This is a genomic window from Pseudomonas jinjuensis, from assembly GCF_900103845.1.
GTDB lineage: Bacteria > Pseudomonadota > Gammaproteobacteria > Pseudomonadales > Pseudomonadaceae > Pseudomonas > Pseudomonas jinjuensis.
The window spans coordinates 91793-113740 of the sequence record NZ_FNIJ01000011.1; the positions used below are offsets into that span (position 1 = coordinate 91793).

The 21948-nt window shown below is 63.4% G+C and carries 21 protein-coding genes; 3 read left to right on the forward strand and 18 right to left on the reverse strand.

Annotated elements, in window-relative coordinates; all coding sequences use genetic code 11:
• Positions 1-7: 7 nt before the first annotated feature.
• The 14 genes from nuoE to BLR75_RS16660 all read right to left on the reverse strand — a co-directional run bounded on the left by nuoE (position 8) and on the right by BLR75_RS16660 (position 15220).
• On the reverse strand, positions 8-508 hold the full coding sequence (gene nuoE / locus BLR75_RS16595) for an NADH-quinone oxidoreductase subunit NuoE (RefSeq protein WP_090416106.1): 501 nt from the start codon (positions 506-508) through the stop codon (positions 8-10).
• The gene (gene nuoC / locus BLR75_RS16600; RefSeq protein WP_084311089.1) at positions 505-2286 is read right to left on the reverse strand and encodes an NADH-quinone oxidoreductase subunit C/D; all 1782 of its coding nucleotides are present in this window, start codon (positions 2284-2286) and stop codon (positions 505-507) included. Before nuoC ends, nuoE begins: the two co-directional genes overlap by 4 nt.
• A gap of 56 nt (positions 2287-2342) precedes the next feature.
• Positions 2343-3020 carry a NuoB/complex I 20 kDa subunit family protein gene (locus BLR75_RS16605; protein WP_084311091.1) on the reverse strand — a complete coding sequence of 226 codons (678 nt, stop codon included), beginning with the start codon at positions 3018-3020 and terminating at the stop codon, positions 2343-2345.
• 10 nt (positions 3021-3030) lie between these two features.
• On the reverse strand, positions 3031-3444 hold the full coding sequence (locus BLR75_RS16610) for an NADH-quinone oxidoreductase subunit A (protein WP_084311093.1): 414 nt from the start codon (positions 3442-3444) through the stop codon (positions 3031-3033).
• A 491-nt stretch (positions 3445-3935) separates the two neighbouring features.
• On the reverse strand, positions 3936-5531 hold the full coding sequence (locus tag BLR75_RS16615; protein ID WP_084311095.1) for an isocitrate lyase: 1596 nt from the start codon (positions 5529-5531) through the stop codon (positions 3936-3938).
• Between the two features lie 500 nt (positions 5532-6031).
• Positions 6032-6847 (reverse strand): secretin N-terminal domain-containing protein, encoded by an 816-nt coding sequence (locus BLR75_RS16620; protein ID WP_245726159.1) that lies wholly within the window; start codon positions 6845-6847, stop codon positions 6032-6034.
• The gene (locus BLR75_RS16625; RefSeq protein ID WP_084311099.1) at positions 6844-7458 is read right to left on the reverse strand and encodes a DUF7931 domain-containing protein; all 615 of its coding nucleotides are present in this window, start codon (positions 7456-7458) and stop codon (positions 6844-6846) included. The genes BLR75_RS16620 and BLR75_RS16625 overlap by 4 nt, the downstream gene beginning before the upstream one ends.
• A 7-nt stretch (positions 7459-7465) precedes the next feature.
• Entirely contained in the window at positions 7466-7894 is a 429-nt protein-coding gene (locus BLR75_RS16630; RefSeq protein WP_084311101.1) for a GNAT family N-acetyltransferase, read from the reverse strand.
• Positions 7887-9059 carry a ribosomal protein uL16 3-hydroxylase gene (locus tag BLR75_RS16635; RefSeq protein WP_084311103.1) on the reverse strand — a complete coding sequence of 391 codons (1173 nt, stop codon included), beginning with the start codon at positions 9057-9059 and terminating at the stop codon, positions 7887-7889. The genes BLR75_RS16630 and BLR75_RS16635 overlap by 8 nt, the downstream gene beginning before the upstream one ends.
• Before the next feature lie 60 nt (positions 9060-9119).
• Complete coding sequence (gene purB / locus BLR75_RS16640; protein WP_084311105.1) at positions 9120-10490, reverse strand: adenylosuccinate lyase; 1371 nt, start codon at positions 10488-10490, stop codon at positions 9120-9122.
• A 135-nt stretch (positions 10491-10625) separates the two neighbouring features.
• Positions 10626-11246 carry a high frequency lysogenization protein HflD gene (gene hflD / locus BLR75_RS16645; protein WP_084311107.1) on the reverse strand — a complete coding sequence of 207 codons (621 nt, stop codon included), beginning with the start codon at positions 11244-11246 and terminating at the stop codon, positions 10626-10628.
• Positions 11243-12382 carry a tRNA 2-thiouridine(34) synthase MnmA gene (mnmA, locus tag BLR75_RS16650; protein WP_084311109.1) on the reverse strand — a complete coding sequence of 380 codons (1140 nt, stop codon included), beginning with the start codon at positions 12380-12382 and terminating at the stop codon, positions 11243-11245. Before mnmA ends, hflD begins: the two co-directional genes overlap by 4 nt.
• A 40-nt stretch (positions 12383-12422) precedes the next feature.
• Positions 12423-12890, reverse strand: a complete 468-nt coding sequence (locus BLR75_RS16655; protein WP_084311111.1) for an NUDIX hydrolase — start codon at positions 12888-12890, stop codon at positions 12423-12425.
• Between the two features lie 101 nt (positions 12891-12991).
• Complete coding sequence (locus BLR75_RS16660) at positions 12992-15220, reverse strand: NADP-dependent isocitrate dehydrogenase (protein ID WP_084311113.1); 2229 nt, start codon at positions 15218-15220, stop codon at positions 12992-12994.
• A 354-nt stretch (positions 15221-15574) separates the two neighbouring features.
• Between BLR75_RS16660 and icd the strand changes: the two genes are divergently transcribed.
• Positions 15575-16831, forward strand: coding sequence for an NADP-dependent isocitrate dehydrogenase (gene icd, locus BLR75_RS16665; RefSeq protein WP_084311115.1), 1257 nt, complete (start codon positions 15575-15577; stop codon positions 16829-16831).
• A gap of 77 nt (positions 16832-16908) precedes the next feature.
• On the opposite strand, the gene cspD is transcribed toward icd, so the two are convergent.
• Positions 16909-17184 (reverse strand): cold shock domain-containing protein CspD, encoded by a 276-nt coding sequence (gene cspD, locus BLR75_RS16670; RefSeq protein WP_084311270.1) that lies wholly within the window; start codon positions 17182-17184, stop codon positions 16909-16911.
• Between the two features lie 230 nt (positions 17185-17414).
• Here cspD and clpS point away from each other — a divergent pair, with 230 nt between their 5' ends.
• Both clpS and clpA read left to right on the forward strand, forming a co-directional pair.
• Positions 17415-17777 (forward strand): ATP-dependent Clp protease adapter ClpS, encoded by a 363-nt coding sequence (clpS, locus tag BLR75_RS16675; protein WP_084311117.1) that lies wholly within the window; start codon positions 17415-17417, stop codon positions 17775-17777.
• 28 nt (positions 17778-17805) lie between these two features.
• The gene (gene clpA, locus BLR75_RS16680) at positions 17806-20076 is read left to right on the forward strand and encodes an ATP-dependent Clp protease ATP-binding subunit ClpA (RefSeq protein ID WP_084311119.1); all 2271 of its coding nucleotides are present in this window, start codon (positions 17806-17808) and stop codon (positions 20074-20076) included.
• A gap of 87 nt (positions 20077-20163) precedes the next feature.
• Here clpA and infA read toward each other — a convergent pair whose 3' ends face one another.
• From infA to aat, 3 genes are all read right to left on the reverse strand, one after another.
• Positions 20164-20382, reverse strand: coding sequence for a translation initiation factor IF-1 (gene infA, locus BLR75_RS16685; protein ID WP_016492441.1), 219 nt, complete (start codon positions 20380-20382; stop codon positions 20164-20166).
• Positions 20383-20487: 105 nt separating this feature from the next.
• Positions 20488-21195: an arginyltransferase gene (locus BLR75_RS16690; RefSeq protein WP_084311121.1), complete on the reverse strand. Its 708-nt coding sequence runs from the start codon at positions 21193-21195 to the stop codon at positions 20488-20490.
• 32 nt (positions 21196-21227) lie between these two features.
• A complete protein-coding gene (aat, locus tag BLR75_RS16695) occupies positions 21228-21932 on the reverse strand; it encodes a leucyl/phenylalanyl-tRNA--protein transferase (protein WP_084311123.1) in 705 nt (234 codons plus the stop codon).
• Between the last annotated feature and the right edge of the window lie 16 nt (positions 21933-21948).

The window sequence follows — 21948 nt, forward strand, 5'->3', positions numbered from 1 at the left end:
CGCAGAGTCATGGATACGCCTCCAGCAGCTTGGCGACACCGGCAGGTTCGAGATTGCCGTGGGTGTCGTCGTCGATCATCAGCGCCGGGGCGTTGTTGCAGTTGCCCAGGCAGCACACCGGCAGCAGGGTGAAGCGGCCGTCGGCGGAGGTCTCGCCGAGGCCGATGCCGAGCTGCTTCTGGATCTCGCCGACTACCGATTCATGGCCGCCGATGTAGCAGACCATGCTGTCGCAGACGCGGATGATGTGGCGGCCGACCGGCTGACGGAAAATCTGACTATAGAAGGTGGCTACGCCTTCGACGTCGCTCGCCGGGATGCCGAGAATCTCGCCGATGGCCGGAATGGCGCCGTCCGGCACCCAGCCACGTTCCTTCTGGACGATCTTCAGCGCTTCGATGGACGCCGCGCGGGAGTCCTCGTAGTGATGCATTTCATGCTCGATGGCCGAGCGTTCGGTTTCGCTGAGTTCGAAACGGTCAGTCTGGATAAGGGTACTCATGATCAGCGGTCCACGTCGGCCATAACGAAGTCGATGCTGCCCAGATAGGCAATCAGGTCAGCGATCATGCTGCCGTTGATCACCGACGGAATCTGCTGCAGGTGCGCGAAGCTGGGCGTCCGGATGCGGGTCCGGTAGCTCATGGTGCTGCCATCGCTCGTCAGGTAGTAGCTGTTGATGCCCTTGGTCGCTTCCACCATCTGGAAGGCTTCGTTGGCCGGCATGACCGGGCCCCAGGAAACCTGCAGGAAGTGGGTGATCAGGGTCTCGATGTGCTGCAGCGTGCGTTCTTTCGGCGGCGGCGTGGTCAGCGGGTGGTCGGCCTTGTACGGTCCTTCCGGCATGTTCTTCAGGCACTGCTCGATGATGCGCAGGCTCTGGCGCATCTCACCCATCTTGACCATGCAGCGGTCGTAGGCGTCGCCGTTGTGGGCCAGCGGGACCTCGAACTCGAAGTTCTCGTAGCCGGAGTAGGGGCGAGCCTTGCGCAGGTCGAAATCGCAACCGGTGGCGCGCAGGCCGGCGCCGGTGGTACCCCATTCCAGCGCTTCCTTGGTGTTGTACTGGGCAACGCCGATGGTACGGCCACGCAGGATGCTGTTCTTCAGGGCGGCGGTTTCGTACTCGTCCAGGCGCTTGGGCATCCAGTCGAGGAATTCGCGGACCAGCTTGTCCCAGCCGCGCGGCAGGTCGTGGGCGACGCCGCCGATGCGGTACCAGGCCGGGTGCAGGCGGAAGCCGGTGATGGCTTCGACGACCTTGTAGGCGCGCTGGCGGTCGGTGAAGGTGAAGAACACCGGGGTCATCGCGCCCACGTCCTGGATGTAGGTGCCCAGGTAGAGGAGGTGGTTCAGGATGCGGAAGAACTCCGACATCATGATGCGGATGACGTCGACGCGCTGCGGCACCTTGATGCCGGCGAGCTTCTCGACCGAGAGCACGTACGGCAGGTTGTTCATCACGCCGCCGAGGTAGTCGATACGGTCGGTGTACGGAATGAAGCTGTGCCAGGACTGGCGCTCGGCCATCTTCTCGGCGCCACGGTGGTGGTAGCCGATCTCCGGAACGCAATCGAGGATCTCTTCACCGTCCAGCTGCAGGATGATGCGGAACGCACCGTGGGCGGACGGGTGGTTCGGGCCGAGGTTGAGGAACATGAAGTCCTCGTTGTCGCCGTGGCGTTTCATGCCCCAGTCTTCGGGCTTGAAGCGCAGCGCTTCCTGTTCCAGGTCCTGCTTGGCGGCGGACAGGGAGAAGGGATCGAACTCGGTGGCGCGCGCCGGGTAGTCCTTGCGCAGCGGGTGACCCTGCCAGGTCGGCGGCATCATGATGCGGGTCAGGTGCGGGTGGCCGGCGAAGGTGATGCCGTACATGTCCCACACTTCGCGCTCGTACCAGTTGGCGTTCGGCCAGATGCCGGTGGCGGTCGGCAGGTTGAGGTCGCTCTCGGACAAGGCGACCTTGATCATCACGTCACTATTACGCTCCAGCGACATCAGGTGGTAGAACACGCTGAAGTCGGCGGACGGCAGGCCGCGGCGCTGGGTGCGCAGACGCTCGTCGACACCGTGCAGGTCGTAGAGCATCACGTAGGGCTTGGGCACCTGACGGAGGAAGGTCAGGACTTCGATGAGCTTTTCGCGCGGCACCCAGAGCACCGGCATGCCGGTGCGGGTGGCCTGGACGGTGAAGGTCTCGGCGCCAAAGCGGGAATTCAGTTCGACGACCACATCCTGGTCGTCTGCCTTGTAAGGCGGGATGTACAGAGCGGCGTCTGCGGTCATGGTCTCGGTCGCTATCGGTCAACGGGGGAGTGAAGGGCCTCTCGTGGAGGACCGGCTCACACTTCGTCGGGGCTGCGCAGGTTGGTGACCGCAATGCGCTCGGCGCGCTTGAGGTCCTTCTGGGCAGGCATTTCGGCACGGTAGATGCCTTGATCGCCAACCACCCAGGACAACGGGCGACGCTCCTGGCCGATGGATTCCTGCAGCAGCATCAGGCCTTGCAGGAACGCCTCCGGGCGGGGCGGACAGCCGGGGATATAGACGTCCACGGGGAGGAACTTGTCGACCCCCTGAACGACCGAGTAGATGTCGTACATGCCGCCGGAATTGGCGCACGAACCCATCGAGATCACCCACTTCGGCTCCAGCATCTGTTCATAGAGGCGCTGGATGACCGGGGCCATCTTGATGAAGCAGGTGCCGGCGATGACCATGAAGTCGGCCTGGCGCGGCGATGCACGGATCACTTCGGCGCCGAAACGGGCGATGTCGTGCGGCGCGGTGAACGCCGTGGTCATCTCCACGTAGCAGCAGGACAGGCCGAAGTTGTAGGGCCACAGGGAGTTCTTGCGCCCCCAGTTGACGGCACCGTTGAGAACATCCTCAAGCTTGCCCATGAAGATGTTCTTGTGCACCTGCCCCTCGACGAGGGGGTCGCCTACCGTTTCGCGTTGACCGATCGGGTACTGATCGTTCGCCGCATCGGGGTCGATCCGGGTAAGTTTGTATTGCATCGCCAAAGCCTCATTGTTTTAGCTTCGCCTGCCGGGTACGACGTGCTTCGGGTGCCCAGTCGAGCGCACCGATACGCCATAGGTAGACAAGACCTGCCAACAGAATTGCTATGAAAATGGTTGCCTCGATCAGGCCGGCCCAGCCGCTTTCACGGACGGATACGGCCCAGGCGAAGAGGAAGAGGGCTTCGACGTCGAAGATCACGAAGAGCATCGCGACCAGATAGAATTTTGCCGACAGGCGCAGGCGGGCGCTGCCGGTGGGGACGATCCCGGATTCGAAGGGCTCGTTCTTGCTGCGACCAAATGCCTTGCTGCCAAGCAGGCTGGACACTCCTAGCATGAAGCCGAGCAGGCCGACGACCCCCAAAAGGAAGGCAGCGAGACCCCAGTGTTGAGCTGCAAGTTCAGCGGGGTTAGGCATGCCGATACTCCTTCCTTTATATAGAAACTGATAATTGCCGGGCGCTGGCCCGTCTTTCCGAGCGCCTTGCTGCCAAGCATGCTAAGCGTTCGACTGATCCGTTCAATTTTATGCCCAAAGCTTCCAGCAAGTAAATTTTTCTAACACAAACAACTGCTTCTATTTGGTGCAAAAGGCTTTTGCCTATTTTGTGGTATGGGGTCTGAAGACCGCATGAAGGCTGGGCTGCGCTGCTTTTGGTTTAAATTCGTAACTCGTCTCCGAAAGTGAATATTCATAAGTGATAAATATTATCATTTGCGTTGTCGTATATATGTAATTCCCCTACATATATGCGTCGTTGTACTTGTTAATTCATGAGCTTGCAGCCGGATACGGTCCTGGCGAACGGGAGGCTGCGTGCTGCGGGGCGGGGCTCGCCGCTTGTACACGCAAAAAAGCGAACCCCGGCAGGTGCCGGGGTTCGCTTGGGCTGGATGAGCCGGTTCCGATCAGTGGAACTGGTTCATGGTGTTGTCCTTGCCGCCCGCCTTCAGAGCAGCTTCGCCAGCGAAGTACTCCTTGTGGTTGTCGCCGATGTCGGAGCCAGCCATGTTCTGGTGCTTGACGCAGGCGATGCCCTGACGGATTTCCTGACGCTGCACGCCCTTCACGTAGGCCAGCATGCCCTGGTCGGCGAAGTAGCCCTTGGCCAGGTTGTCGGTGGACAGTGCGGCGGTGTGGTAGGTCGGCAGGGTGATCAGGTGGTGGAAGATGCCTGCATGAGCCGAACCGTCGCGCTGGAAGGTGCGGATCTTCTCGTCGGCAACCTGGGCCAGCTCGGTCTCGTCGTACTCGACGCTCATCAGCTTGGCGCGGTCGTAGGCGGACACGTCCTTGCCTTCGGCGACGAATGCATCGAACACCTGCTGACGGAAGTTCAGGGTCCAGTTGAACGACGGGCTGTTGTTGTACACCAGCTTGGCGTTCGGGATGACTTCGCGGATGCGGTCAACCATGCCCTTGATCTGGCCAACGTGCGGCTTCTCGGTCTCGATCCACAGCAGGTCGGCGCCGTTCTGCAGCGAGGTGATGCAGTCCAGGACGCAGCGGTCTTCGCCGGTGCCCTTGCGGAACTGGAACAGGTTGGAGGCCAGGCGCTTCGGACGCAGCAGCTTGCCGCCACGGTTGATCACCACGTCGCCATTCTGCAGTTCAGCCGCGCTGATCTCTTCGCAGTCCAGGAAGGAGTTGTACTGGTCGCCCAGGTCGCCCGGCTCTTTGGTCACGGCGATCTGCTTGGTCAGACCGGCGCCCAGGGAGTCGGTACGGGCAACGATCACGCCGTCGTCCACGCCCAGTTCAAGGAAGGCGTAGCGAACTGCGTTGATCTTGGCGAGGAAGTCCTCGTGGGGAACGGTCACCTTGCCGTCCTGGTGGCCGCACTGCTTCTCGTCGGAGACCTGGTTCTCGATCTGGATGCAGCAGGCGCCTGCTTCGATCATGCGCTTGGCCAGCAGGTAGGTGGCTTCCGGGTTGCCGAAGCCGGCGTCGATGTCGGCGATGATCGGTACCACGTGGGTTTCGAAGTTGTCGATCTGGGCCTGGATCTCGGCCTGCTTGGCATGGTCGCCAGCCTGGCGGGCGTCGTCCAGGGCGCTGAACAGCAGGTCCAGTTCGCGGGCGTCAGCCTGGCGCAGGAAGGTATACAGCTCTTCGATCAGGCCGGAGACGGCGGTCTTCTCGTGCATCGACTGGTCGGGCAGCGGGCCGAAGTCGGAGCGCAGGGCGGCGACCATCCAGCCGGACAGGTAGAGGTAGCGCTTGTTGGTGGTCTTCAGGTGCTTCTTGATCGAGATCAGCTTCTGCTGACCGATGAAGCCGTGCCAGCAGCCCAGCGACTGGGTGTAGACGGAGGAGTCGGCGTCGTACTCGGCCATGTCCTTGCGCATGATGGCCGCGGTGTACTTGGCGATGTCCAGGCCAGTCTTGAAGCGGTTCTGGGCGCGCATCCGAGCGACATATTCCGGGTTGATGGCGCTCCAGCTGCTGCCAAACTTCTCTTTCAGCGCGGCCACGGCTTTGATGTCGTTTTGATAAGCTGACATGGTCAATCCTTCACAGTAAGTATTTGGTTGAGCACCGACTTACCCACTCGAAACCCGTAGTTGAACGGTGTTGTTGCGGGCTGCTCACCGCGGAGCGGCAGACTGGACTTGCAGAGGATTGACGCGGGAGAGGGGAAGGGCGACGAGCAGGTAATTGACTGCAGCGGGTTCGTCCAGGGTGCTTGCCGGCTCGTGGTTGCCGTTGGGCGACAGTGGACGGCTGAATCCGTCAATGTTGCTGATGCGTAGGTTGCTTCCCCGTCCCTCAGGACAAACCTCGTGCTAGTCGCAACCTCATCGTTCCGCCTTGTGGGCATAACAACACGGACTGTCTCGGCGGTGTGCCGGCGGCATGTCCGGAGGCTCTGGTGTGGGCCTCTGGTTAGCGGGAGCGAGGCCATCATGCCCTCCCGAAAAGAGGGCGTCAACGATTTTGTAGTGTTTTTTTAGGGCTACTACAAAAGTCTAAGAAGTGACCGGATGGTCATTGCCGGGGTGGGCTAGTCGAGGGATTCGACCTTCAGTCGCAGGCTGCTGTCCTGGTAGCCCTGGGTGCTCAGGCTGCGGCCGAAACCACCTTGTTGGCTGCGGCTGTTCTGGCTGACTCCGCCGATTTCGATCCATTCGCCCAGGCGGCCGCTGACGCGGGTTTCCGCGCCGCCGGTGTTGATGGCGCCGGGATAGGAAGGATCGAAGCGGTCGTTGCGGGCGCTGAGGGTGACATGCACGAGGTTGCCGCTCAGCGTGGCGGTGACGTAGATGCCCTGCACGGCATCGCGATATTCCGTCTGGCTGTAGACCTCCCCGTAGGGGCCTGCACCGGCACTGGTCACTGGAACGCTCTGGCCGACCTGGATCAGCGCCGGAGAACCTTCGGTGGCCTGTATCTGCTGGATGCCGCCGCTACGGCTGCCGGTCGAGCGGCGGATGATGCGGATCTGATCGCGGCCATGCACCTCGCCGCGGCCGCTCTGGATTTCCACGTTGCCCGCGCTGACCGAGCCGTCCACGGCGTAGCCGCTCTGGCTCCCCTGGCGGCTGTCGCTGCTGTCGACGCTGATCAGCAGGCGATGCGGCCGGGTATCCAACTGGTTGAGCACTTCCTGCAGCTCGCGAATCTTCGCCGGTTCGGCGTTCACTACAAGCTGGTTGCCGTAGGCGCTGACGCGCCCCTCGTTGCCCAGCACCGACTGAGCGACCGGCAGCACGTCGTCCGCCGTCCGGTAGCTGAGCGGGATGATCTCCGTGCGTGGCGCAGCGATGGCGCCGAGTGCGAGGCTGCAGGCCAGGACGGAAATCAGCAGCCGCGGAATCACAGGACGAACCTTCTCAGATTCGGGTCGGCCAGGCCGGTTTCCCATGCCTGGTCGAACTGCATCTGCAGGCGCTTCACCTTGCCGGGCGCGTTGTAGCAGGCGACGCCGTCCAGTTGCTCGGGGCGCGGGCGATGCAGCAGGCCGAGATCGTCGACGAGGAGGAAGGCGCAGTCTTCGCCCGGATAGTTCGGGTTGACCCGGCGGATATGGCAGCGGCTGGACAGGCGATGGCTCAGTTCCAGCAGCCGGTGCCCGTCCCTGATCGCCCGCGCGGTGTCGCGGGTGAGGATGCGCAGGCGGTTCTGCGGGTGCAGCAGCAGGAAGCGGGTGCAGGCCTCGTGGATGCTGCTGTGGTGATAGAGCCAGGGCTCCATGTCCGGCGTGTACAGGCACAGGCTGCGCCGCGCCTGCTGCATCAGGGCCAGGGCGTGGGAACGGATCGGGCCCTGTTGGCTGAATGGCTGGGCTTCGTCGTCCTGGCCAAGGGTGTGGGGCGCCGGTTCCCAGGGGGTGGGAAGGGGCAGATCGGCGACCGGGTTGCGGACGGTGAAACGCCCCGGTGACTGGAACTCGATTTCAGGAAGTTCGTTGTACTCCGGGGCGTCGCTCATGAAGACCTCAGCTGCTTTCGCGCACCATGTCCACGTGGGGCAGGCCGGCGTCGAGGTATTCGCCGCTGGCGACCTTGAAACCCAGGCGCTCGTAGAAGGGGATGGCGTAGACCTGGGCGGTCAGCAGCTGGCGTTTCAGGCCGCGCTGTTCGGCTTCCTCGATGGCGGCTCGCATCAGTTTGTCGCCAACTCTGAGGCCGCGCCAGTCCTTGAGGACCGATACGCGGCCGATGTGGCCGTCGGGAAGAAGGCGCGCGGTACCTATCGCGTAGTCGCCTTCGAAGGCCAGGAAATGCACCGCATCGACATCCTCGGCATCCCATTCCAGCTCCGGCGGCACCGACTGCTCGGCGATGAACACCGCCTCGCGGATGCGCCGCAGATCGGCATTGTCCTTCTGCCAGTCGGCAATGCGGACCCTGATCTTGTTACTCATCGGCAAACTCCAAACTGCCCTGTTTGACCAATTCTCCGAGAAGCTTACGCCCATCGGTATCGGCCAGCCATTGGCCGAGATTCCCTTCGTGCAGCGAATCCGCCGAGCAGATCAGCTTGAGCAGTTCGCGCAGATGCTCCGGCAGCACCACGGTCTGGCCGCTGGCGAACAGCAGCAGGCCGACGTCCACTTCGCTCCAGGCCATGCGGGCGCTGGGGTTGCGGATCAGCACGGCGCCGTCGCCGATCGCTTCGGCCAGTTCCTCTTCCGAGACTTCCTCGCCGGCGACCAGCTCCGGGTAGCGAGGCTCGGTCATGAACTGGCCGAACCAGGTCAGCAGCAGGCGCTCGTCGCTCATGTGCTCCTGCAGCAGGTTTTTCAGGCGATCCAGGGCGTCGCGCTGGATCTTGTGCGGGTCGCCGTCCTTGATCGCGCTCATGCCGGCATCGCTGTAGCGCTCCTCGTCGGAGAGGAACTGGGCGAGGAAATCGGTGAAATGGGTGAGAACCTCGGCGGCGCTGGGAGCGCGGAAGCCGATGGAGTAGGTCATGCAGTCGTCTTCGGCGACGCCGTCGTGGGCGATGCGCGGCGGCAGATAGAGCATGTCGCCCGGCTCCAGCACCCATTCGTCGGTCTGCTCGAATTGGGCGAGGATGCGCAGGTCCGGGTGGTTCAGCAGCGGGCTGTCGGCATCGCAGGTCTGGCCGATCTTCCAGCGCCGACGGCCATGGCCCTGCAGGAGGAACACGTCGTAGTTGTCGAAGTGCGGGCCTACGCCGCCGCCGGGAGCGGCATAGCTGATCATGATGTCGTCGATGCGCCAGCTGGGCAGGAAGCGGAAGTGCTCCAGCAGCTCGGCGACTTCCGGAATGAACTGGTCGACGGCCTGGACCAGCAGGGTCCAGTCGTTTTCCGGCAGCTTCTTGAAGTCCTCTTCCTTGAACGGGCCGCGGCGCAGTTCCCACGGGCTGTCGCCGTTCTCGACGATGATGCGCGACTCGATCATGTCTTCCAGGGCGAGGCCGGCCAGTTCGTCGGGGCTGAGCGGACTGACGAAATCCGGGATGGCCTGACGGATCAGCAGGGGCTTCTTCTGCCAGTAGTCGCGGAGAAATTCTTCGGCGCTCATGCCGCCCAGAAGCTGAAGAGGAATGTCAGGAGTCATGGATAAGTCCTTGAAATAAAAACGCCCGGCACAGCCGGGCGTGCAAAAGTGGGGCGAATATCAGATGCGCTTGGCCTGGGCGGTGGCGTTGCCGATGTAGTTGGCCGGGGTCAGCTTCTTCAGCTCGACCTTGGCTTGCGCCGGGATTTCCAGGGCATCGATGAAGGATTGCAGGGCCTCGGGGCTGATGCCCTTGCCGCGGGTCAGTTCCTTCAGCTTCTCGTAGGGGTTTTCCACGCCATAGCGACGCATCACGGTCTGCACCGGCTCGGCGAGAACTTCCCAGCAGGCATCCAGATCTTCAGCAATGCGTTGAGAATTCAGCTCCAACTTGCTGATTCCCTTGAGAGTTGCTTCGTAAGCGATGACGCTGTGAGCGAAGCCGACACCCAGGTTGCGCAGCACGGTGGAGTCGGTCAGGTCGCGCTGCCAGCGGGAGATCGGCAGCTTGCTGGCGAGGTGCTGGAACAGTGCGTTGGCGATGCCCAGGTTGCCTTCGGAGTTCTCGAAGTCGATCGGGTTGACCTTGTGCGGCATGGTCGAGGAGCCGATCTCGCCGGCGATGGTCTTCTGCTTGAAGTAGCCGAGGGAGATGTAGCCCCAGACGTCGCGATCGAAGTCGATGAGGATGGTGTTGAAGCGGGCGATGGCGTCGAACAGCTCGGCGATGTAGTCGTGCGGCTCGATCTGGGTGGTGTAGGGGTTCCAGTTCAGGCCGAGGTCGCCTTCGATGAATTCGCGGGCGTTGGCTTCCCAGTCGACCTGCGGGTAGGCCGAGAGGTGGGCGTTGTAGTTGCCGACGGCGCCGTTGATCTTGCCAAGCAGCTCGATGCTGGCAACCTGCTTGATCTGGCGCTCCAGGCGGTAGACGACGTTGGCCAGTTCCTTGCCGAGGGTGGTCGGCGAAGCCGGCTGGCCGTGGGTGCGCGACAGCATCGGCACGTCGGCGAACTTCACCGACAGCTCGCGGATGGCGCCGGCGATCTGGCGCATCAGCGGCAGCAGCACGTTGTCGCGGCCTTCGCGCAGCATCAGGGCGTGGGACAGGTTGTTGATGTCCTCGGAGGTGCAGGCGAAGTGGATGAACTCGCTGACCGCGGCCAGTTCCGGCAGCTTGGCGGCCTGCTCCTTGAGCAGGTATTCCACGGCTTTCACGTCGTGGTTGGTGGTGCGCTCGATTTCCTTGATGCGCTCGGCGTGTTCGAGCTGGAAGTCTTCGGCCAGCTTGTCCAGCAGGGCATTGGCTTCGGCGGAGAAGGGCGCGACTTCCGGGATGCCGGCGTGGGCCGCGAGGCGCTGCAGCCAGCGTACCTCTACCAGGACGCGGAATCGGATGAGGCCGTATTCGCTGAAGATCGGACGCAGGGCGCTGGTCTTGCTGCCGTAGCGGCCGTCAACGGGGGAAACCGCGGTAAGGGAGGAAAGCTGCATGAGGGCGTTCTCGTGGCTGTCGGTCAACGAAAAGGGCGCACATTATACACGCGCGGGGCGGGTGCGTCTCTGGCGGAGAGTTCTGGCGGATGGGGCGCATGGGCGCCCGACGGGCGGCGCCCGGGCGAAACGGGCTCAGCCGTTGAGCAGCGGGCGCAGTTCGTTGAGCAGCTTGCGCCGGCTGAATACCAGTTGCCAGCGGTTGCCGCCGAGCTGGCGCCAGAGCCGCGCCGAGCGGATGCCGGCGAGCAGCAGGGCGCGGATGCGCGCGGCGTTGCTGTTGATCTGCAGGTGGCGCATGTCGCCGTGGACCTGGATGCGCTGGCGGAAGGTGCTCAGGGTGTCCTGGTAGAGCGCGGCGCAGGAGGCGATGACGTTGTCGTGCACCAGGCCGAAGTGTTCGACCTGCTGCTGGATCTGGTCGAGCCGCGAGCCGAGCAGGTCGAGCATGTCGGCGCGCTTGTCCAGCTGGCGTTCCAGGCCGATCAGCAGGAGGGCGTAACGCAGCGGTTCGCGCTGCAGGGTGGCGGGGTTGCGCTCCAGGGCGCTGGCGAGGGAGCGGAAGCCGTCGCGCAGGTTGATGGTGTCGCCGCCATAGACATCCAGCGTCGACCCCGGGTTGCGCACCATCAGGCTGCCGAGCATGCATGCCAGGGGCGCCTCGGAAATCTGCCCGGTACGGGCCAGGCGATCGACCAGCGCCGCGGATTCGAATACGCCGCCGAGGGCGATGAGCTGTTCCTGCAGATTGCTCACGCGCGCCCTCCGAGGTCCGCCGGCTCGGCCGATTCGATCACGCCGCCGCCGAGGCAGACGTCGCCGTCATAGAACACCACCGACTGGCCGGGTGTCACCGCGCGCTGCGGCTGGTCGAACAGGGCGCGATAGCCGTCCGCGCTACGTTCCAGCAGGCAATCCTGGTCGGCCTGGCGGTAGCGCACCTTGGCGCGCAGGGCGCGCGGCTGGTCCAGGTCGACCGGGTTCACCCAGTAGATGTGCGAGGCGTGCAGCGCGCGGGAGAACAGGCGCGGGTGGTCGTTGCCCTGGCCGACCACCAGCACGTTGCGCTTCAGGTCCTTCTCCAGCACGTACCAGGGGCTGTCGTCGGCATTCTTCATGCCGCCGATGCCCAGGCCCTGGCGCTGGCCGATGGTGTGGTACATCAGGCCGTGGTGGCGGCCGATGACGGTGCCTTCGGTGGTCTCGATGTCGCCCGGCTGGGCCGGCAGGTACTGCTTGAGGAAGTCGCTGAAGCGCCGCTCGCCGATGAAGCAGATGCCGGTGGAATCCTTCTTCTTCGCCGTGGCCAGGCCGTATTTCTCGGCGATGGCGCGGACTTCGGGCTTTTCCAGTTCGCCGACCGGGAACAGGGTCCTGCCGATCTGTTCGCCGCCGACGGCGTGCAGGAAGTAGCTCTGGTCCTTGTTCGGGTCCAGCCCCTTGAGCAGCTCGCTGCGCCCGTCGATGTCGCGGCGGCGCACGTAGTGGCCGGTGGCGATCAGGTCGGCGCCCAGCGCCAGCGCGTAGTCGAGGAAGGCTTTGAACTTGATCTCGCGGTTGCACAGGATGTCCGGGTTCGGCGTGCGCCCGGCCTTGTACTCGGCGAGGAAGTGCTCGAACACGTTGTCCCAGTATTCCGCCGCGAAGTTGGCGGTGTGCAGCTTGATGCCGATGCGGTCGCAGACGGCCTGGGCGTCGGCCAGGTCGGTCATGGCGGTGCAGTATTCGGTGCCGTCGTCCTCTTCCCAGTTCTTCATGAACAGGCCTTCCACCTGGTAGCCCTGCTCCTTGAGCAGGAGGGCGGAAACCGAGGAGTCGACGCCGCCGGACATGCCGACGATGACGCGCTCTTTCGAGGGCTGGGCTGCGGAGAGGGGGGCTGAATCGTGCATGGGGAGGATTGTCGCGGGATTCGTCAAAAGCGGGATTCTATCAGGCCCGCTCGTCGCCTGACACGCTATGGTCGCGGATCAGTGCCAGCGGGAAGCGTTCGCCGGCCAGGTAGTCGTCGATGCAGCGCAATACCAGATGGCTGCGCCAGCGCTCGGGCTGCGCGGCGAGTTCGTCGCGGGTCAGCCAGCGTGGGCCGATGATGTCCTCGTCCAGCGCGCGATCCGGGTGGTGGCGCAGCGGCCTGGCGGCGAAGCAGACGCGCTGGTAGGTCACGCCGTTGGCCGGGGCGGTATAGAGGTAGATGCCGGTCACCGCGGTCAGTTCGACCTCCCAGCCGGTTTCCTCCAGGGTTTCGCGCAGGGCGGCCTGGAGCAGGCTTTCGCCATTTTCCAGATGGCCGGCGGGCTGGTTGAGGACTTCACGGCCTTCGGCCAGTTCCTCGACGAGGAGAAAGCGCCCCTGGTCCTCGACCACGGTGGCAACGGTGACGTGCGGTTGTTCGCTCATGCCGGACTCCTTGAAAGGCCGATGGATGGAATCTTGCCCTTGTGCCCGGGCCAAAAACAGAACCCCCGGCAGGTGCCGGGGGTTCTGTCTGGCCGGTGCGGTTACTTCAACAGAGCGTCGATCGCTGCGTTGAAGGTCGCGCTCGGGCGCATGACCTGGCTGGTCAGTTCCGGGTTGGAGCGGTAGTAGCCGCCGATGTCGGCCGGCTTGCCCTGGGCGCCGTTCAGTTCGGCGACGATGGCCGCTTCCTGCTCGGTGAGGGTCTTGGCCAGCGGGGCGAAGTGGGCCTTCAGCTCGGCGTCTTCGTCCTGGGCGGCCAGGGCCTGGGCCCAGTACAGCGCCAGGTAGAAGTGGCTGCCGCGGTTGTCGATCTCGCCGACCTTGCGCGCCGGGGACTTGTTGTTGTCCAGCAGCTTGCCGGTGGCTTCGTCGAGGGTCTTGCCGAGGACCTTGGCCTTGGCGTTGCCGGTCTTGATGCCTTCCTCTTCCAGGGATACGGCCAGGGCCAGGAACTCACCCAGGGAATCCCAGCGCAGGTAGTTCTCTTCGACCAGCTGCTGCACGTGCTTGGGAGCCGAACCGCCGGCGCCGGTCTCGTACATGCCGCCGCCAGCCATCAGCGGAACGATGGACAGCATCTTGGCCGAGGTGCCCAGTTCCATGATCGGGAACAGGTCGGTCAGGTAGTCGCGCAGCACGTTGCCGGTCACCGAGATGGTGTCCAGGCCGCGGATCATGCGCTCCATGCTGGTGCGGATGGCTTCGTTGTAGCCCTTGATGCTGATGTCCAGACCGGTCAGGTCGTGGTCCTTCAGGTACAGCTCGACCTTCTTGCGCAGCTCGTTGTCGTGGGCGCGCTCCGGGTCCAGCCAGAAGATGGCCGGGGTGTTGGACTGGCGCGCGCGGGTGACGGCCAGCTTGACCCAGTCGCGGATCGGGGCGTCCTTGGTCTGGCAGGCGCGCCAGATGTCGCCGGCTTCGACTTCGTGCTGCATCAGCACCTTGCCGTCGGCGTCGACCACGCGCATGGTGCCGTCGGCTTCCATCTCGAAGGTCTTGTCGTGGGAGCCGTATTCCTCGGCCTTCTGCGCCATCAGGCCGACGTTCGGCACGCTGCCCATGGTGGTCGGGTCGAAGGCGCCGTTGGTCTTGCAGAAGTTGATCATCTCCTGGTAGATGCGGGCGTAGGTGCTTTCCGGCATCACGGCCTTGGTGTCTTTCTGCTTGCCGTCCTTGCCCCACATCTGACCCGAGTTGCGGATCATCGCCGGCATGGAGGCGTCGACGATCACGTCGCTGGGGATGTGCAGGTTGGTGATGCCCTTCACGGAGTCGACCATCGCCATTTCCGGACGGTGGCTGTACACCTCGTGGATGTCGTGGAGGATCTCTTCCTGCTGGGAGGCGGGCAGCGACTTGATCTTGTCGTAGACGCTGGAGATGCCGTTGTTCGGGTTCACGCCCAGCTCTTCGAACAGCTTGCCGTACTTGTCGAACACGTCCTTGTAGTAGACGGTGACGGCGTGGCCGAAGACGATCGGGTGGGAAATCTTCATCATGGTCGCCTTGACGTGCAGGGACCACATGACGCCGGTTTCCTTGCAGTCCTGCAGGGTCTTCTCGAAGAAGTCGCGCAGCTTGCTGCAGCTCATGAACATGCTGTCGAGGACTTCGCCTTCCTGCAGGGCCAGCTTCTTCTTCAGCTCGACCTTGCCGTCCTTGCCGACGAACTCGAGGCGTACTTCACCGGCCTTGTCCATGGTGACGGACTGTTCGCTGGAGAAGAAGTCGCCGCCGCGCATGTAGTCGGCGTGGGAGCGGGAGGCCATGCTCCACTTGCCCATGGAATGCGGGTGCTTGCGGGCGTAGGCCTTGACCGCGGCCGGGGCGCGGCGGTCGGAGTTGCCTTCGCGCAGGACCGGGTTCACGGCGCTGCCCAGGACCTTGGCGTAGCGGGCGCGGACTTCCTGCTCTTCGTCGGTCTGCGGGTCTTCCGGGAAGTCCGGGACGCTGTAGCCCAGCGCCTGCAGTTCGGCGATGGCGCCCTTCAGCTGCGGTACGGAGGCGCTGATGTTCGGCAGCTTGATGATGTTGGCTTCCGGCGAAGTGGCCAGGGTAGCCAGGTAGGCCAGGTCGTCTTCGATCCGCTTGTCGGCGTCGAGCTTGTCGGCGAAGGTGGCAAGGATGCGCCCAGCAAGGGAGATGTCGCGGGTTTCGACATCTATGTCGGCGGCGGCGGAGAAGGCTTTGACGATGGGGAGAAGCGAGTAGGTAGCGAGGGCGGGAGCTTCGTCAGTGAAGGTGTAGGTAATCTTCGAACGAGTGGACATTAACTGTGAACTCTCTTCTTTGCTGGGCGTGCAGAGAATCTCGATGCGCGTTGGTAGGCGCGTTCGTCTGCCTCGGAAGGGACGAATTCGAGAGTTGCCGCGGGGATATTGGGGCACCAGTAGAGCGTTGCACGGCCGGGCCATGGTAGTGGCCTGGCCGTTGCGAGGGGCGGGCGTCTGGTCCCAGACGGCGCGGACCTCGATGACTGTTAGGTCACGGCGCGGGAGTATACCACCCTAAAGGAGGGGTGGTGAGGCGGATGTCCGTTAGACCATAGGGATATGTTTGTCCGGGGTAGAACTGGGCTACGCTGAGTAGCTGCGAGACGATTCAACCACAACGCGGAGTTCAGCATGGGATATCAAAAGATCCAGGTGCCTGCCAGCGGTGACAAGATCGCCGTCAACGCCGACATGTCCCTGAGTGTGCCGGCCAATCCGATCATTCCCTTCATCGAGGGCGACGGCATCGGCGTCGATATCACGCCGGTGATGATCAAGGTCGTCGATGTTGCCGTCCAGAAGGCCTACAACGGCGCGCGCAAGATCGCCTGGATGGAAGTCTATGCCGGCGAAAAGGCCACCCAGGTCTATGACCAGGACACCTGGCTGCCCGACGAAACCCTGGAGGCGGTGCGCGATTACGTCGTTTCCATCAAGGGCCCCCTGACCACGCCGGTCGGTGGCGGCATCCGCTCCCTGAACGTGGCTCTGCGCCAGCAGCTCGATCTCTACGTCTGCCAGCGTCCGGTGCGCTGGTTCGAGGGCGTGCCGAGCCCGGTGAAGAAGCCCGGCGATGTCGACATGGTGATCTTCCGCGAGAACTCCGAGGACATCTATGCCGGCGTCGAGTGGAAAGCCGGTTCGCCGGAAGCGGAGAAGGTGATCAAGTTCCTCACCGAGGAAATGGGCGTCAAGAAGATCCGCTTCACCGAGAACTGCGGCATCGGCATCAAGCCGGTGTCCCTGGACGGCACCAAGCGCCTGGTGCGCAAGGCGCTGCAATACGCCGTGGACAATGATCGCAGCTCGGTGACCATCGTCCACAAGGGCAACATCATGAAGTTCACCGAGGGTGCCTTCAAGGACTGGGGCTACGAAGTGGCCCGCGACGAGTTCGGCGCCCAGCTGCTCGACGGCGGCCCGTGGATGCAGTTCAAGAACCCCAATACCGGCAAGAACATCGTGGTCAAGGACGTCATCGCCGACGCCATGCTGCAGCAGATCCTGCTGCGGCCGGCCGAGTACGACGTGATCGCTACCCTGAACCTGAATGGCGACTACCTGTCCGACGCCCTGGCGGCGGAGGTGGGCGGCATCGGCATCGCGCCGGGGGCCAACCTGTCCGACTCGGTGGCCATGTTCGAGGCGACCCACGGTACCGCGCCGAAATACGCCGGCCAGGACAAGGTGAACCCGGGCTCGCTGATCCTTTCCGCCGAGATGATGCTGCGCCACATGGGCTGGACCGAAGCGGCGGACCTGATCATCAAGGGCATGGATGGCGCGATCGCCGCTCGCACTGTCACTTATGACTTCGAACGGCTGATGGACGGCGCCAGGCTGCTGTCCTGCTCCGAGTTCGGCGATGCGATGATCGCCAAGATGTAACAGGGGTGCGCAAACGAGGAAGGCCGGTCTATGCCGGCTTTCTTCGTTTCAGGGGGGAAGGAAGGTTTGCTGTGCGGTCAGGCTTCGCTAGTGACTGTCTGGGGGGCTTCGCTCGCGACTGCCTGTGTGGGGGCGTTGCTGGCGTTGGCACCGATCGGTTGGATGTTGACGGCGTGCAACCCCTTCGGGCCTTGCAGGATCTCGAAGCTGACGGGTTGGCCGGCCTTCAGGGTCTTGTAACCATCCATCTGGATGGCCGAGTAATGAGCGAACAGGTCCTCATCTCGGCCGTCGGCCAGGATGAACCCGTAGCCCTTGGCGTTGTTGAACCACTTGACCTTACCGCTGAGCATGCTGATCTCCCTCTGCAAAGGACTCCATTGCTGGAGTATCATCCACTTCGATTCCGCTGCAGCCTTGGAAAAGACTGGATTTCCGGAACTCCTGATACCCTCCAGGTGGGTATTCTTTGTTTGTAACACCCTTTTGCCGTTAGTCAAGGCGGCGTCGCCAGTGGTCGGGATGGGCTTCAAACTTCCCGTTTACCGCTCAACTCCTCAGCCCGCAAAGCTTTCATTCCAGCATGCATGCAAGTAGCCAGATTCGACTAACATTCAATCAAGACCGCCCTGATCCGTTGGAAGACGAAGGGACGGGCCTTGCGGTGGAAGAGGCCAAGCCGGCCCTGAAACCACCACCCATGTATAAGGTCGTGATGTTCAACGACGATTACACGCCCATGGATTTCGTGGTAGAGGTGCTCGAACTGTACTTCAACATGAACCGGGAGCAGGCCACCAAAGTCATGTTGACCGTGCATACTCAAGGAAAGGCGATTTGCGGGGTGTTCACTCGCGACATCGCTGAAACCAAGGCCATGCAGGTCAATCAATATGCAAGGGAGAGCCAGCATCCATTGTTGTGTGAAATAGAGAAAGACGGTTGACGCAGAAGTTTGGGAGAGAGGTGAAGTCATGTTGAATCGAGAGCTCGAAGTCACCCTCAATCTCGCCTTCAAGGAGGCGAGGGCCAAGCGGCATGAATTCATGACCGTCGAGCATTTGCTGCTGGCGCTCCTGGACAACGAGGCCGCGGCGACCGTGCTGCGGGCTTGCGGGGCGAACCTGGACAAGCTGCGGCGGGACTTGCAGGAATTCATCGACTCCACCACGCCGCTGATTCCCCAGCACGACGAGGATCGCGAAACCCAGCCGACGCTGGGCTTCCAGCGCGTCCTGCAGCGTGCGGTGTTCCATGTGCAGAGTTCCGGCAAGCGCGAAGTGACCGGCGCCAACGTGCTGGTGGCGATCTTCAGCGAACAGGAAAGCCAGGCGGTGTTCCTGCTCAAGCAGCAGAGCGTCGCCCGTATAGATGTGGTCAACTACATCGCCCATGGCATCTCCAAGGTGCCCGGCCATGCCGAGCATCAGGACAGCGAACAGGACATGCAGGATGAAGAGGGTGGTGAATCCTCGACCTCCAGCCATCCGTTGGATGCCTATGCCAGCAATCTGAACGAACTGGCGCGGCAGGGGCGGATCGATCCGCTGGTCGGGCGCGAGCCGGAAGTCGAGCGGGTGGCGCAGATCCTTGCTCGTCGGCGCAAGAACAACCCGCTGCTGGTTGGCGAGGCGGGCGTCGGCAAGACGGCCATCGCCGAAGGCCTGGCCAAGCGCATCGTCGATGGCCAGGTGCCCGACCTGCTGTCCGACAGCGTGGTCTACTCGCTGGACCTCGGCGCGCTGCTGGCCGGCACCAAATACCGCGGCGACTTCGAGAAGCGCTTCAAGGCGCTGCTCAACGAACTGCGCAAGCGCCCGCACGCGGTGCTGTTCATCGACGAGATCCACACCATCATCGGCGCCGGTGCGGCCTCCGGTGGGGTGATGGATGCTTCCAACCTGCTCAAGCCGCTGCTGTCCTCCGGCGAGATCCGCTGCATCGGCTCGACGACCTTCCAGGAATTCCGCGGCATCTTCGAGAAGGACCGCGCCCTGGCGCGGCGCTTCCAGAAGGTCGACGTGGTCGAGCCATCCGTGGAAGACACCGTCGGCATCCTCAAGGGCCTCAAGGCGCGCTTCGAGCAGCATCACCGCATCGAGTACAGCGACGAAGCCCTGCGCGCGGCGGCGGAGCTGGCGGCCCGCTACATCAACGACCGCCACATGCCGGACAAGGCCATCGACGTGATCGACGAGGCCGGCGCCTACCAGCGCCTGCAGCCGGAAGAGAAGCGCGTGAAGCGCATCGAGGTGGCCCAGGTCGAGGACATCGTGGCGAAGATCGCGCGCATTCCGCCGAAGCACGTCACCACGTCGGACAAGGAGCTGCTGCGCAATCTCGAGCGCGACCTCAAGCTCACCGTGTTCGGCCAGAGCGATGCCATCGAATCGCTGTCCACCGCGATCAAGCTGTCCCGGGCCGGGTTGAAGTCGCCGGACAAGCCGGTCGGCTCCTTCCTCTTCGCCGGTCCCACCGGGGTCGGCAAGACCGAAGTGGCGCGGCAGCTGGCCAAGGCGCTGGGCGTCGAGCTGGTGCGCTTCGACATGTCCGAGTACATGGAGCGGCATACCGTGTCGCGGCTGATCGGCGCGCCTCCCGGCTACGTCGGGTTCGACCAGGGCGGGCTGCTCACCGAGGCGATCACCAAGACGCCGCACTGCGTGCTGCTGCTGGACGAGATCGAGAAGGCCCACCCGGAAGTCTTCAACCTGCTGCTGCAGGTGATGGACCACGGCACCCTGACCGACAACAACGGGCGCAAGGCGGACTTCCGCAGCGTCATCCTGATCATGACCACCAACGCCGGTGCGGAAACCGCGGCGCGGGCCTCCATCGGCTTCACGCTGCAGGACCACTCCAGCGACGCCATGGAAGTGATCAAGAAGAGCTTCACGCCGGAGTTCCGCAACCGCCTGGATACCGTCATCCAGTTCGGCCGCCTGAGCCACGAGACCATCAAGTCCGTGGTCGACAAGTTCCTCATCGAACTTCAGGCGCAGTTGGAGGACAAGCGTGTCCAGCTCGAAGTCAGCGATGCCGCGCGCGGCTGGCTGGCGGAGAAGGGCTACGACCCGCAGATGGGTGCGCGACCGATGGCACGGCTGATCCAGGACAAGATCAAGCGTCCGCTGGCCGAGGAAATCCTCTTCGGCGAACTGGCCGAGCATGGCGGCGTGGCTCACGTCGACCTGAAGGACGAGGAGCTGGTCTTCGAGTACGAAACGGTCGCCGAGCCTGCCTGAGGCTCGGTTTCGCGGAAATGAAAACGCCCGGCAATGCCGGGCGTTCTTCTGTTCGTCTGGGCGTTTCGGTTGCCCAGGGTACCGGCCTTAGCGGGCGCGGTAGGTGATGCGACCCTTGCTCAGGTCGTAGGGCGTCAGTTCTACGCGAACCTTGTCGCCGGTCAGGATACGAATGTAATTCTTGCGCATCTTACCGGAGATGTGCGCGGTAACGACGTGCCCGTTCTCCAACTCCACGCGGAACATGGTGTTGGGCAGGGTGTCGATGACAGTGCCTTCCATTTCGAAGCTGTCTTCTTTCGACATGCAGTAGAGCCCTCGGTATCTATGGGTGGCCCCGTTGTGGGCCATTAAAAAAGGCGAGCATTGTGCCTGAAAACGCCGGGTTGCGCCACGGGGCGATGAAAACAGTCAGCTCAATACGACCCAGCGCTGGTTGACGAACAGCTCGATCGGACGGTACTGGGTCTTGTAGTTCATCTTCCGGCAGTTCTTTATCCAGTACCCAAGGTAGACCGCCTGCAGGCCCAGGCGTGCGCTTTCGCCGATCTGCCAGAGAATGGCGTAGCGGCCAAGGCTGCGGCGCTCTTCGTCCGGGTCGTAGAAGGTGTAGACCGCGGAAAGCCCGTTGGGCAGCACGTCGGTCACCGCGACGGCGAGCAGCCGGCCCTGCAGGCGGAATTCGTAGAAACGGCTGAACGGCAGGTCGCGCACCAGAAAGGTGGTGAACTGATCGCGGCTGGGCGGGTACATGTCGCCGTCCGCGTGGCGCTGTTCGATGTAGCGCGTGTACAGCGCGTAGTACTCCTCGGTGAAGGACGGACGACGCTTGAATACTTCGAGATCGGCGTTGCGCTTGAGGATACGCTTCTGCTGGCGGTTCGGGTGGAACGGAGCGACAGGAATGCGCGCGGGGATGCAGGCGGTGCAGTGCTGGCAGTGGGGGCGGTAGAGGTGCTCGCCGCTGCGCCGGAAGCCGACTTCGGAAAGCGACGCGTACAACTGGGCATCCATCGGCTGGCTGGGGTCGAGAAACAGCGTAGTTGCCTGTTCCTCGGGCAGGTAGCTGCAAGGATGCGGTTGGGTGGCGTAGAACTTCAGGCGGGCCAGTTCGGTCATGTTTCAACCCCCACGGAAACCCTCTGGCAAGTTTATGCCAGGCCGGGCAAGTCCGCTTGCGAACGCCAGTCGTGCGCTGGCTGTTGGTCGAGATACAGGCGCAGGTACTCGGCGAATTCCCGGCGGGGAATGGCCCGTGCGCCCAGGCTGTGGAGGTGCTGGGTCGGCATCTGGCAGTCGATCAGGGCGAAACCGGCGGCGCGCAGCCGCTGGACCAGGCCGACGAACGCGACTTTCGAGGCGTTGTCCCGGCGGCTGAACATCGACTCGCCGAAGAACAGCCGGCCCATGGCCAGCCCGTAGAGCCCGCCCACCAGTTCGCCGTCCGCCCAGGCCTCGACGGAATGGGCGATGCCGCGGCGATGCAGGTCGATGTAGGCATTCTGCATCGCCTCGGTGATCCAGGTGCCGTCAGCGTAATCCCGCGGAGCGGCGCACTGGCGGATGACGTCAGCGAACGCCTGGTCGATGGTGATCCGGAAGCGCTGCTGGCGCAGGCATTTCGCCAGGCTGCGGGAAATGTGCAGTTCGTCGGGAAACAGCACGGTGCGTGGATCGGGCGACCACCAGAGCAGCGGCTGGCCGTCCTGGTACCAGGGGAAGCAGCCATGCCGGTAGGCCTGGATCAGCCGGCGCGGGTCGAGGTCCCCGCCGGCCGCGAGCAGGCCGTTGGGCTCGTGCAGGGCCTTTTCCAGGGGCGGGAACTCGAAATTGCGGCGGGATAGCCAGGTCAGCATGGCGGGGCAGGGGAGG

Bases quoted from the DNA above. Each gene is read 5' to 3' on its own strand.
- BLR75_RS16630 (WP_084311101.1), bottom strand. From the start codon at position 7,894: ATGAGTAACAAGATCAGGGTCCGCATTGCCGACTGGCAGAAGGACAAT.
- BLR75_RS16605 (WP_084311091.1), bottom strand. From the start codon at position 3,020: ATGCAATACAAACTTACCCGGATCGACCCCGATGCGGCGAACGATCAG.
- nuoC (WP_084311089.1), bottom strand. From the start codon at position 2,286: ATGACCGCAGACGCCGCTCTGTACATCCCGCCTTACAAGGCAGACGAC.
- mnmA (WP_084311109.1), bottom strand. From the start codon at position 12,382: ATGCACGATTCAGCCCCCCTCTCCGCAGCCCAGCCCTCGAAAGAGCGC.
- icd (WP_084311115.1), top strand. From the start codon at position 15,575: ATGGGATATCAAAAGATCCAGGTGCCTGCCAGCGGTGACAAGATCGCC.
- cspD (WP_084311270.1), bottom strand. From the start codon at position 17,184: ATGCTCAGCGGTAAGGTCAAGTGGTTCAACAACGCCAAGGGCTACGGG.
- clpA (WP_084311119.1), top strand. From the start codon at position 17,806: ATGTTGAATCGAGAGCTCGAAGTCACCCTCAATCTCGCCTTCAAGGAG.
- aat (WP_084311123.1), bottom strand. From the start codon at position 21,932: ATGCTGACCTGGCTATCCCGCCGCAATTTCGAGTTCCCGCCCCTGGAA.
- BLR75_RS16625 (WP_084311099.1), bottom strand. From the start codon at position 7,458: ATGAGCGACGCCCCGGAGTACAACGAACTTCCTGAAATCGAGTTCCAG.
- BLR75_RS16690 (WP_084311121.1), bottom strand. From the start codon at position 21,195: ATGACCGAACTGGCCCGCCTGAAGTTCTACGCCACCCAACCGCATCCT.
- BLR75_RS16655 (WP_084311111.1), bottom strand. From the start codon at position 12,890: ATGAGCGAACAACCGCACGTCACCGTTGCCACCGTGGTCGAGGACCAG.
- BLR75_RS16635 (WP_084311103.1), bottom strand. From the start codon at position 9,059: ATGACTCCTGACATTCCTCTTCAGCTTCTGGGCGGCATGAGCGCCGAA.
- infA (WP_016492441.1), bottom strand. From the start codon at position 20,382: ATGTCGAAAGAAGACAGCTTCGAAATGGAAGGCACTGTCATCGACACC.
- BLR75_RS16615 (WP_084311095.1), bottom strand. From the start codon at position 5,531: ATGTCAGCTTATCAAAACGACATCAAAGCCGTGGCCGCGCTGAAAGAG.
- BLR75_RS16610 (WP_084311093.1), bottom strand. From the start codon at position 3,444: ATGCCTAACCCCGCTGAACTTGCAGCTCAACACTGGGGTCTCGCTGCC.
- clpS (WP_084311117.1), top strand. From the start codon at position 17,415: ATGCATGCAAGTAGCCAGATTCGACTAACATTCAATCAAGACCGCCCT.
- purB (WP_084311105.1), bottom strand. From the start codon at position 10,490: ATGCAGCTTTCCTCCCTTACCGCGGTTTCCCCCGTTGACGGCCGCTAC.
- BLR75_RS16660 (WP_084311113.1), bottom strand. From the start codon at position 15,220: ATGTCCACTCGTTCGAAGATTACCTACACCTTCACTGACGAAGCTCCC.